This window comes from Microcoleus sp. S13C4 (assembly GCF_036700865.1).
Classification (GTDB): Bacteria; Cyanobacteriota; Cyanobacteriia; order Cyanobacteriales; family Microcoleaceae; genus Microcoleus.
The window spans coordinates 24,686-39,102 of record NZ_JAUBPS010000058.1; the positions used below are offsets into that span (position 1 = coordinate 24,686).

Sequence of the window (14,417 nt, forward strand, 5' to 3'; positions counted from 1 at the left end):
AAAGTTATGAATTATCCTATAGTTTTTTACCCAAAAGTGGTAATGCAGTTCTGCCATCAATATCCTTTGCCAGAGGCAATTTCTAGTTGTGCCACCTCATCCCAACTTCAAGAAACTCAACAATTCGAGCAACCTGTTGTTTTGCTGACTCCGCCTCAACCACCTGTGGTGTTACCTGTCAAGTTGCTGTGGTTAATTTGGGTGTTTTGGCTCTATGGTGCGATCGCACTTCCGCTATTAGCTATTTCTTGGGGTTGGCTGTGGTGGGAAATGCTGTTGGTAGTAGCTGCTTATTCATGTTTAATTGCGGCTGCTTATAGTTATGTGTTTGGTTGCCGTCAAAAACTGCTATCCAGGTATAAACAGCAAATTCTTGAGTACAACCAACAAAATATATTATCCCATCAATATTTATCCTCGAATAAACAGCAAGAATTTTCTAGTTTTAAGGTGGAAAAAGAAGGGTTGCAGACAGGTTTAAAAAGTGCAAAACTTGAGTTAGATTCCAGAAATCGATTGCTCAAGGATTTGATGTCACTTCGCGTTAGTCCTAATGGCACATCTCAAGCTCGGCAAGGAGTGAGTGAACAACGCTTTTTGCAATACTTACAGCAATATTTCGAGGAAGTTGTCCAAGCAGCAGAGTTTAAAATTCCGTTATCTCAGAGGAGCTATTCAGCAGATTTTACTGTAATTCACACTCCATCTGGACTCGGAATTGATGTCGAGATTGATGAACCTTATTCTGGCAAATCTAAGAAGCCCACTCACTGCTGCGATGCTGACAGGGATATGCGCCGCAATCAATTATTCTTAGAGTGGAATTGGATTGTGGTTAGGTTTACTGAAAAGCAGGTGGTTCAGGCTCCTTTGAGCTGTTGCAAGTTCTTGGCGATTGCGATCGCCTTTGTAACGGGCGATCGCTCTTATTTAAAGCAACTGGAAACTGAACCCGATTTGCTAAGCGTCAAACCTTGGACAACAAGAGAGGCAAGGGCTATGGCTAAAAGCAACTATCGCCTTACTTATTTATCTGGATTTGGCGTCGGTTCTGCTTGCAATCGGGTTTCAAAGTTTTGATGCGAGCGCACGCAATATCCGACTTATTGACTGCGATAAATGTTTATAATTAATACAAAGGATATAAAATAGATATGCTGTCATTTGAAGAGGGGTTCATTGAAAGTCAACAGCTCAACCAAAGACTTCTGCAAACAATTCGTTTGCTTGGAGAGTACAAGGGAAAGCAGGAGTTATTCAAACAACAAGCCTCACAAGTTTTAGGCACTTTGCGCCAAGCTGCGGTTATTCAGAGCAGCGAATCTTCTAACCGCATTGAAGGCATTACTGTGCCACTAGAACGGATTAAGAAATTAGTAACTGAAAAAACAACGCCACGCGATTGTTCAGAACAAGAAATTGCGGGTTATCGGGACGTGCTAACTACAATTCACACCAGTTATAACCACATTCCTTTTAGTACAGGTGTTATTTTACAACTGCACCGCGACCTTTACCACTTTGCTGTTAATACAGGCGGGCGCTGGAAAACAGTGGATAATGAAATTAGCGCTACTTATCCTGACGGGACTAAAGTGGTGAGGTTTCAACCTACTCCCGCTTATGCTACTCCTGCGGCAATGGAACGCCTGCAAGAACGGTTTAATCGCCTCTGGGAATCGGGCGAGATAGAACCTTTATTGCTGATTCCAACTTATATTTTAGATTTCTTGTGCATTCATCCCTTTTTAGATGGAAACGGGCGGATGGCAAGGTTGCTGACTTTGCTGCTGCTATACAAAGCCGGTTATGAGGTCGGGCAATTTATTAGTTTGGAACGGATTGTGGAGAGAACTAAGGAAAGCTCTTACGATACGCTTTACCACTCTTCCCAAGGATGGCATGAAGAGCAGCACAACCTATTACCTTGGTGGGAGTATTTCTTGGGAGTCATGCTGCTATCAGCTTATCGGGAGTTTGAACAGCGGGTGGGATATGTTACATCCGCAAAAGGAACTAAAACGGCGATCGTATTGGATGTAATTAACAATTTGCCTCAAGAATTCTCCATTAGGGAATTGCAGGAACGGTGTCCAACAGTTGGAATTGATTTGATTCGCCGTCTATTGCGCCGGGAAAGGGATGCAGGACGTTTGCAATGTCGGGGACGAGGGGTGGAGGCGCATTGGCGAAAGCAATAGATACAGGAATTAGGCACAAGCAACTGGAGGTTGACTTGAAGTACAAAACCTAACACCCAGTTCTAACTATTTATGCAAGCTAATGAAAGCGGTGTAGACCGGGAAATTAGCTTCTTGGTAATGGAAAAAAGGTAATCGGTCAATCGGTCAATTGTATCTGACAATGTTTGAAAACTCTTATATTTCCTCCTATTGGAATTGCATTTCCTACAAAAAAGCTGATTTGTCCTTTCAATTTTTGCACAGAGGGCAAAAACGTTTGTGGTTTGGTAGTGCCCTAAAGGTAAGGATGGTTGAAATTCCTTGGCAGTCTGGAGTTCATTGATTTACTACCGTGTACAAAGATCCAAGTATCTGCTCAGGACAGGGTTCAAAGTGCTGATTATTTCGTTAATGTCTTGGCTTTGTAGCTGCAAAAGCATTAAAAAAGCCTAGATACTTCAGGTCTGTAAGGTTGGCTCCAAGCTCTGAAAGCCTTACATGAAAAGAGCTATGTCCACCCTTACCTAAATAGGCCTACCGGCAATTCTGTGATGCCCTCCTCGTCAAGGATATGCGGTTTGCTTATCACCTCAAAATCAGGAGAGCCTATCAAAATGTATTTATTTGATACTAATGGTAAATTCATTAACAAAAATTGTTAAAGGCATCTTGAAAAAACTGCCCAAAAAAGATTATCCTGTATTGATCACTCGTCTGTTCTTTGAGTGCTGGTTATCTTACAGCAGATTGCAGGTAAATAGAGTACAATCAAGGGACTGCATCAAAAGGGATAATGAAAGCATACTCCATCGACTTCCGAGAAAAAATAGTCAAAACGAACAAGGTAACACCTCGATCAGAAAAATAGCGTCTAGATTCGATGTGAGCAAAAGGGCGTTGCTGAATTAATGGATGAAGCGCGCGGGTACAGGAACATCACCAAACTTGAGGTAATGAATTAATAGACGAATCGAGTGACGCAGCATTTCTCTGGACTTGGAATAGCATAAAGTTTTGCGGTGTAGACGAGCTAAATAATGACGTAAGCGCGTGTTCTCTCCTTCTACTCTGAAAAATAAATTGTTAGCCAATATAATTATTATGTTGGTCGAAGAACCTATGAATTTATTGGATTGTATTGTCTGATAAATTGAGCAAGTTATTGTCAGAAAAAAAGCCGGGATTCAACTTAAGATATTGTCTACTAATTTTAACAAAAAGGTAAGGATTCAGGTCATGTAAAAAACAGTAAAACCTATACGGTGTAACAATTCGATCCAATAATCATCAAATATCCATTCTTATTAAGAAACCATGAAAGCTTTGATTGTCGTACCTATTGAGAATTAAGCTGTTGATTTAGCGAAGGCTTGAATTGTAGAAGTCCTTCTGTGACTACGTTTCAGATACCTGAATCATTACACAAAAAGTAGAAACCAAAGTTAAAAAAGTTAGACTAAAAAAGTTGGATGGCTGGGATTTTTCAAAAATACCAGTAAGATGAATCACATCTGCGGAATGTGGGTTAAAATTGATGATATTATTAGTATAATTGCTGATTGAAAAATATTTCCCTAGCTTAACTTGTCAGCAATAGTCCTAACCTTATACTCTGCATCAATCCAGAATAATATTTATAGAAATCAGACAGGGGAAGAGCTTCAGCCAAGTGCGTACAAATTTCCCGTTTTGGCACGGTGATGCTCTGTTGAGATGTTGAAATTACCCGTTGCACGAGTAGCAATTTTTCCAACCTAAGTCCCAATCTTTTTACCAGAACTGACAGTAAATCTAAAAATAGAGTAAAGACAATGACTATAAGTAATCAAGAATCTTCTCACATTTTAGTTCCAACCTATAAATACCCCTTTCCGCTTGATTTAAAACGGGCTGCTTTGCTTGTAATTGATATGCAAAATGCCTTCTGTAATCTGGAGGGTTTCTGTGGCAATGAGTTGGGAGCAGATCTATCCGCTGTGCGTGTAATGATTCCTAGCCTCCAGAGGATGGTTGCTTGGGCAAGAGAACATGGGCTGCTAATTATTTATACGCGAGAAAGCCATTTACCTGATCTGTCAGATGTTACGCCCAGTAAAAAAGAACGATACATCAATGCAGGTTACCCCATCGGTAGTTTGGGTAAAATGGGACGCTTTTTAATTCAAGGTGAGCCAGGAACTCAACTGATTGAAGAATTACAACCTCTCGACACTGAATTGCAAATAGACAAACCTGCCCAATCTATATTTGTTTCCACCAATTTGGAGACTCTACTGCGGCAACACAATGTTACTCATCTCCTGTTTACAGGAGTTACCACTGAGTGCTGTGTGCTAGGCAGTTATCGCCATGCCAGCGATCTAGGTTTTTACTGCCTATTACTAGAGGATTGCTGTGCGGCATTAACACCGTGGGAACATCAGGCTGCCATTGATGTAGTGCTTGGAGAAAACGGCGCAATTGGTTGGGTTACATCTTCCGATAAATTGTTAACGCTTTAATGACGAATTTGATCTGCCCAAGGCGTGAGTTGTTGAAAACTCCACTTCAATCCGTAGTCAATCACTAATCCAATTATCCCAATTAAGGCAATGCAGAACAAAACTTTATCGGTTTGCAAAAAACGTTGAGCTTGAATAATTTTGAATCCTAAACCATTTTGGGAAGCTACCAACTCAGCAATCACTAAAAAGTTCCAGGCACCCGAAATATTGACGCGAAGGGTATCAAGAACACTGGGAAATGCGGCAGGAATAATCACTTTAAACACAACATCTCGACGAGTTGCACCAAGTGTATAAGCGACGTTAATCATCTCGTTGGGAATAAACTTGACTGCATCTGCAACCATGATGGCGTTATATAGCACAACCCCCAACATGATAATCAGGATTTTAGAGGGTTCTTCTAAACCCAACCAGATGACAATTAGAGGAACAAAGGCTGTGACTGGCATATAACGAACCGTGCCAACAATCGGCGCAAAGAGACTATCTAGACTGTAAAACGTCCCCATCGCCAGTCCTATGGGCACACCAATAATTCCTGCAACAACAAAACCTGCCAGAACACGAGTGCTACTCGCTAGGACATCTACGATTAAGTTTTCATCGGTGAACATTTTGATTCCGGCATCAATCACTGATGCTGGTGTTGGCAAGAACATGGGGGGCACGAGTTTAAGGGAACTGATCGCCATCCACAACAGCAAGGGCACAATTAGAGCAAGCCCAACAAGCAGCAATGATAACCATCTGGGAAAACCCTGACGTATACTCCAGAAAACTGACGGTTTCAAGTAGCGATATTCACGGGGGGCAGGTTCAGGCGTTGTCATAGTAGATTGAGCCATTGAGAGTACCTTTACTATTATTTTTGGCAAGAAACTAGAGTCTGTCCGCACAGTTTGATTTTGTTAACACAAAGGATTTGGACAAGTATTCAGCCTTACAAAGGACTTACGCAAAATTTCGTATTTCTTAGAGCTTTAGCCTTAGTTGTTCAAAAAAATGCAGACAACAATAGCTTGCGAAGGATTAAGCTGTTCTGCATTTAAACTGTATGTCAAGAAATAATCAAAGTCTTGTGAGATGGGCTTCGAGCAGCGTCCCGAATATGCAATTTAAATGCGCGACAGCTTAGAGCGTAGTTGCTGCTAGAAAAATTTGAGATATCGTTGAATTTCCCAGTCAGAGACATGAGTGTGATATTCCTGCCACTCCTGAGATTTAAATTGCACATAGGTTTTGTACATCAACGAACCCATTACTTTCTCGCTTAAGGGATCACGGGCAAAGGCAGTGATTGCCTCATCCAGGTTACGCGGTAGGAAGTTAATTCCCATGTCTACCAGTTGTTCTAGCGAGTAGTTGTACATATTTTCGGTATGGGGATCTCCTGGATCGAGTCCTTCTCGGATGCCTTCCAACCCTGCTGCTAGGAGCATTGCTGCACCCAGATAGGGGTTGCTAGAAATATCTGCTGCACGGCACTCTACCCGCCCCCCTGCTAAGGGAATCCGCAGCATATTGGTACGGTTGTTATTTCCGTAGCAGATATAAACAGGTGCCCAGGTAAAACCAGACATACTACCCCTGGCAATTAGGCGCTTATAACTGTTCACAGTTGGCGCAATGACAGCACAGATAGCAGGAGCATGGCGAAGGATGCCTGAAATGAACTGATAGCCTAGCTTAGATAGTTTACATCCCCTGGTATCTTCAGACTCGTAAAATAGGTTTTCTCCTGTCCTTATGTCTGCCAGCGACATATTGTAGTGAGCACCACTGCCCGTGCGGTTGGCGAAGGGTTTGGGCATGAAGGTGGCGAAGAAGCCATGCTTACGAGCTATTTCTTTTACCATCAGCCGGAAGAAGGTGAAACGATCTGCCATCTTCAGGGCATCACAGTAGGCAAAATCCGTTTCAAATTGCCCGTTCCCATCTTCGTGGTCAAAGGAGTAGACATCCCAACCCAAGCTATTCATTGCCTCGACAATTTCCTTTACCCAGGTGTAGTTGTCGAGTAGTCCTTGCAGGTCGTAACAGGGTTTTGCCAAGGTGTCGCGATCGCTAACGGGGGTAATTCCCTCCTCCGTTTCATTGAGAATAAAAAATTCCGTCTCAATCCCTAAATTGAAGGTAAACCCCATACTGGCAGCTTCTGCCAGAACTCGCTTAAGAATTCCACGGCTACAGGCTTCAAAAGGCTTTTTCTGCAAATATAGGTCACTGGTAAACCAGGCAACCTCTGGGTTCCAGGGCAGAATTGTAACTGAATTGGGATCGGGGTGGGCAGCGACTTCTTCATCATTCACATCCTGGGGCACACCATCGAGTGCTGCTCCAGTAAATAATTCTGACCCCGCCATCATCTGCCCTAGATGAGACAGGGGAACAGATTTTGCTTTGCACATACCGTGAATATCGACAAAGCTGGCAAGGGCATACTTAACACCTTGAGACTCTAGGGATTGTTTGAGGGTTTGCAATTCAGGGGTTAGAGTTTCGGTCATTGTCTCGTTTTTATAAGTCAAATTTGGAAGTTGAGGTTAGTCTTATTAAGGAATACCTGTCTAAATGTTAGATATGGGTAAGATAAAATTAGCATAAATTACCGTTAAAATATACATTTACACGGTAGCATATCATGCTGGATGCTATAGCAGTCCTAAATCAGTCGCAAAATTGATTGAGATCAGAATCCTTGTAGTGCAAGCATCTTTCTGGCGTATGGCGCAAGCAAATCATTTAGGATTGCTATATTAGGTGTTAGGTGTTAGGTTGGGAGGCATTTCCTCCAAAGGTGTTCCCTCCACCAAGGCACGTTTTAGTTGTTCGCTGAGTTCAGCAATGCAGGTTTCTAAAATTTGCTTGCCAAAGCTGATATCCGCTTTGCTGGGAGTTCCAACCGCACCGTATACACTTTCTTTGTTGACGGTGTAGGCAAAGAAGCAACCAGCAGAACGATCCGGTTCATCCACTGCTTTATCTATCTGCACTAGATCGGGACGGAGTGACAACATGATAGAGGTTTCGGCACAATTGGCGTGGAAGTTTGCTGCATCCTGGTGGTAGAACTGATGAATGCTAGGCGCAATTTCCCAGATGGAGCGCAAGGCAATCCGCAAATCTGGGTAGGTATGTCGCACATTCTCTAAACCACAGCGCAGGGGTGCCCAGTTAGTGACGTGACCATTGAGTAACAGCAGGCGATTGAATCCAGCACTATAGACCCACTCGGCAATTTCCAGCACTAGCTGTGCTAGGGTTTCGGGACGCAGAGAAAGAGTCCCTGCCCATTTTTTGGAATGTCCCAAGGAACAGCCGTAAGGAAGGGCAGGCAGCACGGGAATTCCCGTTCTGGCAGAGACACCGTGGGCAACGGCGATCGCAGAAAAGGTATCTACGCCAACTGGTAAATGGAGTCCATGTTGTTCCGTTGCACCGACAGGCAGGATAACCATCGTCATCCCATCCTCCCGCAGCGCAGTAATTTGCTCCCAGGTCAGTTCTTCCCACAGCACGGGCTGTCCGCTCGAAGAGTTGCTCATTGTATCATTAGGGGTTCAGAAGGGCATCCCGGTTGGCGTCGTCGATCCAGGTATTCCTGCATAATTTGGTGGTAGCGCTCCTGCCCAAAGATGCGATAGTGACCGGGATAAACTGTCTCTACTGACAGTTTTTGCAGGCGTTCGTAGGTGGCAATATAGGTGGGAATGTGGCTGCAATGGAGTTCATCGAGCAACTCGCCATCATAAATCACATCGCCAGAGAATAACTCCTGTGCTCGCAAATCATATAACGCGATACAGCCCGGTGAATGTCCCGGTAAATGCAGGACTTCCAAAGCGCGATCGCCCAAATCCAGTACATCCCCTTCCTGCAAAACCTGAGTCGGTTCCGCTCCATGCAGGGTGTACTGCTCAGCCTTAAATTCTGCATGGGGCAGCCGATCAAAATGCTCATCCTGTACCCAGCCTTGTTCTGGAGTGCAGAGGGCTTCGTAGTTGTCTCCCCTTCTCAGCGCCTCTGCTTCTGCGGCATGAATGGCGCAACGCTCGAATTCATTCATCCCACCTGCATGGTCAAAGTGGATATGAGAAGCGATCGCTAGCAGTGGTTTATCAATCAGGGAAGCAATGTACTGGCGCAAGCTGGAAACACCCAAGCCAGTGTCAATTAATACATCTTGAGTCTGACCCTTAATTAACCAAAGATTAGCGCGGTTGTACCAATAGTAATAAGGTTCTGTAATCAGATACAAATCCTCTCGGATGCGTTTGGTAGAAAACCAACTGTCACACACAGGTTTGTTAAGCATGATTACATTGACTGCACAATCGAATCGTCATAGAAAGTTTCAGCTTTCAAGGGTTGGGAAACAATTTTGAAGTCATAAGCTGCCTTTGCTGTCAGTTCCAAATTACCAATCAAACTGTTGGGGTTATTTTTATTAAATGCCATCGACTTATTGCCTTCTAAATCAAAGAGTTTGGCACCGAGTAGTTGCTCTTTTACTTCCTCACCCATAATTCCCAGTTTTGACCCCGAAATCTTTAGTGCTTCTGCCTCACCAGCATTCAGCAAATCCACGGCTTTATCAACGGCTCGAAAATAAGCTTGCAGGTCTGACTTGCGCGATTGAATCAAGCGATCGTGGGCAACAACAACGTCAGCAATTAAGTTTGTGCCTTTTGTAGAGAAGATGACTTCACCTTCACCCTGCTTGGCAGCTTTGCCCAGGTAAGGCTCGTAACTTACCGCAATATCAACCTTCTTTGCAGCGAAAGCAGCGGCAGCATCAGCGGCTACTAAGTCTTTGATGGCGACATCTTTTTCGGTCAAGCCAGCTTTTTGTAAGTAGGCTTGCAGTAAAACTCTTTCATACAGAACATTTTCACGACCAACAGTTTTACCTTTGGCATCCTGCGGTGATTTAATCCCACGTCCCAAAATGCCATCTGATCCATTCGAGTAATCAACCAAGTAAATTATCTTTATTGACGGATCTTTGGCTATCATCTGGATTGCATCTCCAGAGGTTAACCAAGCTAGATCGACCTTGCCAGCCAAAAATGCGGTTATTTCTTCACTTGAACTTTGGAAAAATAGGTCTTGAACCTTTAAACCTTGTTCCTTGAAGAAATTCTTACCCACGGCAACATGATGTCCAGAGAGTCCTACCCAGTTATTTGTAGCGGACACTAATGGCTGGGATTGAGGTGAATTAGTATTGGAAGAATTGGTATTGAGTTGTTGCGAACAGGCAATAGTTAGAACAAGAGAAGCAATCGCTAGACAAAACAAACGAATCAGAGAAGACAACTTCAACATTTATAGGTTTATTACTCATTTTAATGGGCTACAAATTGATGACAATCATACTGTGTGAGCAGCATCACGTAACGTATGAATAATTTGCCGTTTAATCTCCACAAACTTTGAGGAAAGCTTAATATCCAGATCTCGGTGTTCCGGCAGTGAGATCGGAATTTCTAGTTTGATCCGCCCTGGATGAGTATCCATAACGTAGACTCGTTGGGACAGATAAATGGCTTCTTCTACATCATGGGTAATCATTAACACAGTCACATGAGTTTTCTCCCACAACTCCAGTAAAAATTGCTGCATTTGTTCCTTTGTTTGGGCATCCAGTGCCCCAAATGGCTCATCCATTAGCAGTAGGGCAGGCTCATTAGCTAAGGCACGAGCTATCCCTACCCGTTGCTTCATCCCACCGGACAACTGTTTAGGATAGCTATTGGCAAATCGCCACAGCCCCACGACATCCAGAAAATAGCGGACGCGATCGCGCTGTTGGGCTTTGGGCATCTTCTGAAATTGCAAGCCAAAGGCTACATTTTGAGCAACACTCAGCCAAGGATAGAGAGTATAGCCCTGGAAAACCATGCCGCGATCAGAACCTGGTCGTCCAGTGACAAGCTTACCATCTACAAGCACCTGCCCGGAAGATGGAGGAATCAGCCCCGCAATAATATTGAGCAAGGTGGACTTGCCACAACCGGAGGAGCCTACTAAGCAGACCATTTCTCTGGGAAAAATTTGAAAGTTAACCTCTTGCAAGACAGTCAACTTCTGCTTGTCGCGCGTTGCATAGGATTTGCAGACATTTTGTACCTCCAGTTTGGCAATTGAATTGGGGATTAATTCACTAAAAGGATTCTGGTTAACAGCCTGCTCTGGTATGTTCGGAGATATTGAATGAATATTGTGCATTGGAAAAACGCGCCTAAAAGGTTAAGGTAATCGCCCTGATAAAATTTTTGGTTTGCAATCTATAAAACAAAAAAGCCTGGGAAACGTTGCAGCAATCGCTGTAGCGTCTCCCACGCTCTTGTCCCGCCGTGTAATCCATCAAGTTTCTTAAAATATAAACTTGTGACGCATTGACCTTTCTTAAACCAGAGACCAAACTTATGGTTTTGTGAGTTAGCTGCATAGAGATCTTACTACTTTTTATTTTTAAATTTTTCACATATTCTTTAAGCATATCAGCTTTATGAATTGCTTATTGTATTGAAAGTAACTAAATATAGCAATCCTAAATGATTTTCTGTAGGAACACGGCATCTTGAGTGTCCCTACAGATAGATTTTGGGGAAATCACCGCCCGTGATAATGATTTAGGGTAAGGATTCAGGTAACATAACTCCTTGCTGGGCAAAGACTTTAGATCTGTAGATTGATGCTAAATCAATGTCTATTGTCAATAAACTGGGCGAAAGTTTGATTTCTGGTCACTTATTGACAATTAACAGAGCGAGGTAAAAGCCATAATTTAACCCTGAAACCCTTGCTAGATAAGCGTTGGAGCTGTAAGTTTTTAGACCTGAATCCTTACCCTACTACTAGCCCTCTTTTGTCAGTTTCGGCAGAAAATAATCTGGGATGGTTATATCATAAGACTTTTACCAAAAACCTGGATTTCAGCTATTCTGTTAGAAAATAAATGCTCAAATCCTTGATCTATCTACAGTTGAAAATTTGGTTCTCATTTTTAATTTCTCAGAGTGACAGAAGAGCGCTAGACATACGCTAGTCTATAGGAGTTGTTGGTCTAGTAAGCTAACTAGATAAAACTGCTAGCACAAGCAGATTAGGTTTTGGGTAATATTACTGGCGATCTGCGAGTGGCGGAGTGTCGCTGGCGGCAAGTAGACTCTTATGTAGACTTTTTGCCCTGCACGGACGATCGAACCGCCTAAAAAGTCTACATTTACTGGCCCGCTCGAACCACACCAGGGAGCCACAGTAAATACACTAAATGCACTGCAATAGTCGATCGAACTGTGTAAAAAGTGTATTTAGTCCGCACCCAGTCCCAGATTGTCAGGAGCTGCGGGCGATCGGGCTAAAAGTCAAGAAAAGTCAAATAAAGTAAAGTAAATTACAAATAAAGTAAAGTCAACTTAAATAAACTTAAATAAAGTCCGCTTCCTCATAGTCCGCGCCCGCTTCTTCTTCTGCCATCTCCTCTGGCGGCTGGATACCGAGAATGTGCGATCGCAACAATGCCGCCGTTTCTGGGGTCAATCCCCGGCCTCGCTGTTCATCGGGCCGATCGGGCATGATTCCCATAAACGCTTCCCGAAGGTTTGCTTTGAGTTTAGCAGTCTCATCATTAGCCACCTTGAGCACCGATCGGGGCAGCCATCCCGCATCTGCCAGAATCTTCAGCGCTTCCAGTTCGTCATAGTTGCGGCCATACACCTCTTGAGCCAAGCTCACAGCAGCTTTGATTAATGGGGCGGCGATTCTAATTTGCTCGATCGCTGCGGATTTGTCCGGGTTAGCCAAGGCCACATCTAGCGCGGCGTTGATGACCTGCATCAATTTGGAATAGGTGACAACCGAGATTTGGATCATCTGCCGGCCCTGGTCAAACCGTCGATCGGCGTCACTGGAGTAGAGGATCTGCTGTCGTTTTTCGGCCTCAGCGTCCGCTTTCTGTTTCAGGGATTCCAAGCGGGCGATCGTCTCTTGCCAAGTCTCGGTCAGTTTCATCTGGGAAATTCTCGATCGAGTCAGCCGCAATTTTTGAGCAATGGCTTCTTGGGTTAGCCCGTCAAAAGTCAGTTCTGCCGCCAGAGAAATTTTGCGGACTGATGATACGCTTGCCTTTGCCATCAGCTCAAAAACCTAAATTTTGCTAACTTTTACTAACCTTTTCTACCTCCATTATATCAGTCCAAACCTTTGCTAACCGAGGATTTTGACTGATGATTTCGGCAATAATGGCGACATCTTTTTGGCGATCAAACAAAACCCGATCGCCCGTTTAAAACGACGGACACAGCCGCAAATTTAGATTTTAGATTTTGGATTTCCGGCTCGAACCGGAGAACCCAGCAGCCGATCGAACTCTGCAAATTCTGCCGCGCCCACAACTGCCACCACATCGGCTGCTGTCAGGTTTCCCGCGTCGATCGCCTCCACAAAAACCGCCACAACAGCAAGAGCAATGTGAGCAATCGGCACAGCCAAATATCGGGTAAAAATCAAGCGCCTTGACACCTAGGATTCCCCATTCATAAGGGTGCAATGTTTTTATTTCTGTACCTAAAAGTCAGGTTTGTGATCACAAAAACATTGCTTGCTACCGAGAGAGAACAGCCATAACCTGCCTCAACAGGCAAATGTACGCTCGACACAAAAAAGCAGTAATTTGACCGAAAAAGTCAGGCGTTTGCAGGATATTTTCAGGTATTTGCAGGTAAAGTGCACCCCCTGCAAACCCCTGACTTTATACTGCACTTGCCTGACTTTATACTGCACTTGCCTGACTTTATACTGCACTTGCCTGACTTTAGCTGACGCAACAATTAGCTAATTTTTAGCCCTTTTAACAAAATCCGAATTGATTTAATAGTCAAGTTACAGTATCTAAGTTGAATTAAGAATCAAGTTGCTGCATCTAAATTGAATTAATAGTCAAGTTGCTGCATCTGGATTGAATTAATAGTCAAGTTGCTGCATCTGGATTGAATTAATAGTCAAGTTGCTGCATCTGAATTGAATTAATAGTCAAGTTGTTGCATCTGGATTGAATTACAGCAAGCGTATCTTTTCGTTTGGTCACTCAACTCAAAACCTGGACGCACCTTTGGGGTACAGCCGAGATACCTGCAAAATAGGACATGACGTAAAGTTTTGTAAATATAAGACAAAATGACTTGAAGTAGCAAAGCCTGAAATGTTTAGCAGTAAAAGATTTCCGCTTTTTGGGTCTGTACGAGGGCAGAGTAGTAATACTACTCTGCTCTAGCTGACTGAGTGTTGGCAGCTTCTGTAGGCGGAAGGGACATTGAAAAGCGGCATTGTTACAAAACTTTACGTCGTGTCCTCGGAAAGCCCGTATCTCGGCTATACCCCTATCTAGTCCAAACTGTCGGGGAGATAATTTTAGCTGATAGATCATCTAAATAGAAATCGTAAACAGGTTCTCCTGATAATTCACAGCAAAGAGGTTCAATAATTTTAGTGAACGGATTCCAAACTATTGTTACAGTCCGTTTCGTTTTCTTTCTTTGCAACTCACATTGAATATGTACTGTAGGTAGATGGATAATCATTGCACTGTGCAACCAAGCTTCTACACTCATTGCATAACGCTCTTGGATATCTAACAATTTTCGATCTAGCTCTCTATTAGTAGCTTCAATTCGAGCTAATTCTTTGTCTAATTCATCACCAATCAAATTTTTTAACTCAA

11 protein-coding genes and 3 pseudogenes are annotated in these 14,417 nt (G+C 43.4%); 4 read left to right on the plus strand and 10 right to left on the minus strand.

The features are described 5' to 3' along the window. Window positions 1-6 precede the first annotated feature (6 nt). The 3 genes and pseudogenes from QT996_RS21435 to QT996_RS21445 form a co-directional block, all read left to right on the plus strand. Window positions 7-1,080 carry a hypothetical protein gene (locus QT996_RS21435; RefSeq protein WP_333048766.1) on the plus strand — a complete coding sequence of 358 codons (1,074 nt, stop codon included), beginning with the start codon at window positions 7-9 and terminating at the stop codon, window positions 1,078-1,080. Between the two features lie 74 nt (window positions 1,081-1,154). Then, complete coding sequence (locus tag QT996_RS21440; protein ID WP_333048767.1) at window positions 1,155-2,201, plus strand: Fic family protein; 1,047 nt, start codon at window positions 1,155-1,157, stop codon at window positions 2,199-2,201. A gap of 615 nt (window positions 2,202-2,816) precedes the next feature. Continuing rightward, a pseudogene (locus QT996_RS21445) lies at window positions 2,817-2,924 on the plus strand (IS4-like element ISAva3 family transposase); the annotation flags it as partial. Between the two features lie 164 nt (window positions 2,925-3,088). On the opposite strand, the pseudogene QT996_RS21450 reads toward QT996_RS21445, so the two are convergent. Beyond that, window positions 3,089-3,256 (minus strand): annotated as a pseudogene (locus QT996_RS21450) (IS1 family transposase); the annotation flags it as partial. Window positions 3,257-3,994: 738 nt separating this feature from the next. Here QT996_RS21450 and QT996_RS21455 point away from each other — a divergent pair. Continuing rightward, window positions 3,995-4,684, plus strand: coding sequence for an isochorismatase family cysteine hydrolase (locus QT996_RS21455; protein WP_333048768.1), 690 nt, complete (start codon window positions 3,995-3,997; stop codon window positions 4,682-4,684). On the opposite strand, the gene QT996_RS21460 is transcribed toward QT996_RS21455, so the two are convergent. The 9 genes and pseudogenes from QT996_RS21460 to QT996_RS21500 all read right to left on the minus strand — a co-directional run. Beyond that, window positions 4,681-5,535: an ABC transporter permease gene (locus QT996_RS21460; RefSeq protein ID WP_333048769.1), complete on the minus strand. Its 855-nt coding sequence runs from the start codon at window positions 5,533-5,535 to the stop codon at window positions 4,681-4,683. The two genes, QT996_RS21455 and QT996_RS21460, sit on opposite strands and share 4 nt — an antisense overlap. Before the next feature lie 303 nt (window positions 5,536-5,838). Continuing rightward, window positions 5,839-7,197 carry a type III glutamate--ammonia ligase gene (glnT, locus tag QT996_RS21465; protein WP_333048770.1) on the minus strand — a complete coding sequence of 453 codons (1,359 nt, stop codon included), beginning with the start codon at window positions 7,195-7,197 and terminating at the stop codon, window positions 5,839-5,841. A 249-nt stretch (window positions 7,198-7,446) separates the two neighbouring features. Next, the gene (locus tag QT996_RS21470) at window positions 7,447-8,235 is read right to left on the minus strand and encodes a creatininase family protein (RefSeq protein WP_333048771.1); all 789 of its coding nucleotides are present in this window, start codon (window positions 8,233-8,235) and stop codon (window positions 7,447-7,449) included. Beyond that, window positions 8,232-9,005, minus strand: coding sequence for an MBL fold metallo-hydrolase (locus tag QT996_RS21475; RefSeq protein WP_333048772.1), 774 nt, complete (start codon window positions 9,003-9,005; stop codon window positions 8,232-8,234). The genes QT996_RS21470 and QT996_RS21475 overlap by 4 nt, the downstream gene beginning before the upstream one ends. Window positions 9,006-9,007: 2 nt before the next feature. Further along, window positions 9,008-10,018 carry an ABC transporter substrate-binding protein gene (locus tag QT996_RS21480; RefSeq protein WP_333048773.1) on the minus strand — a complete coding sequence of 337 codons (1,011 nt, stop codon included), beginning with the start codon at window positions 10,016-10,018 and terminating at the stop codon, window positions 9,008-9,010. A gap of 45 nt (window positions 10,019-10,063) precedes the next feature. Continuing rightward, the gene (locus QT996_RS21485; protein ID WP_333048774.1) at window positions 10,064-10,921 is read right to left on the minus strand and encodes an ABC transporter ATP-binding protein; all 858 of its coding nucleotides are present in this window, start codon (window positions 10,919-10,921) and stop codon (window positions 10,064-10,066) included. Between the two features lie 1,203 nt (window positions 10,922-12,124). Then, window positions 12,125-12,832 (minus strand): hypothetical protein, encoded by a 708-nt coding sequence (locus QT996_RS21490; RefSeq protein ID WP_333048775.1) that lies wholly within the window; start codon window positions 12,830-12,832, stop codon window positions 12,125-12,127. 177 nt (window positions 12,833-13,009) lie between these two features. Then, a complete protein-coding gene (locus QT996_RS21495; RefSeq protein WP_333048776.1) occupies window positions 13,010-13,219 on the minus strand; it encodes a hypothetical protein in 210 nt (69 codons plus the stop codon). 857 nt (window positions 13,220-14,076) lie between these two features. After that, window positions 14,077-14,417 (minus strand): annotated as a pseudogene (locus QT996_RS21500) (hypothetical protein); the annotation flags it as partial.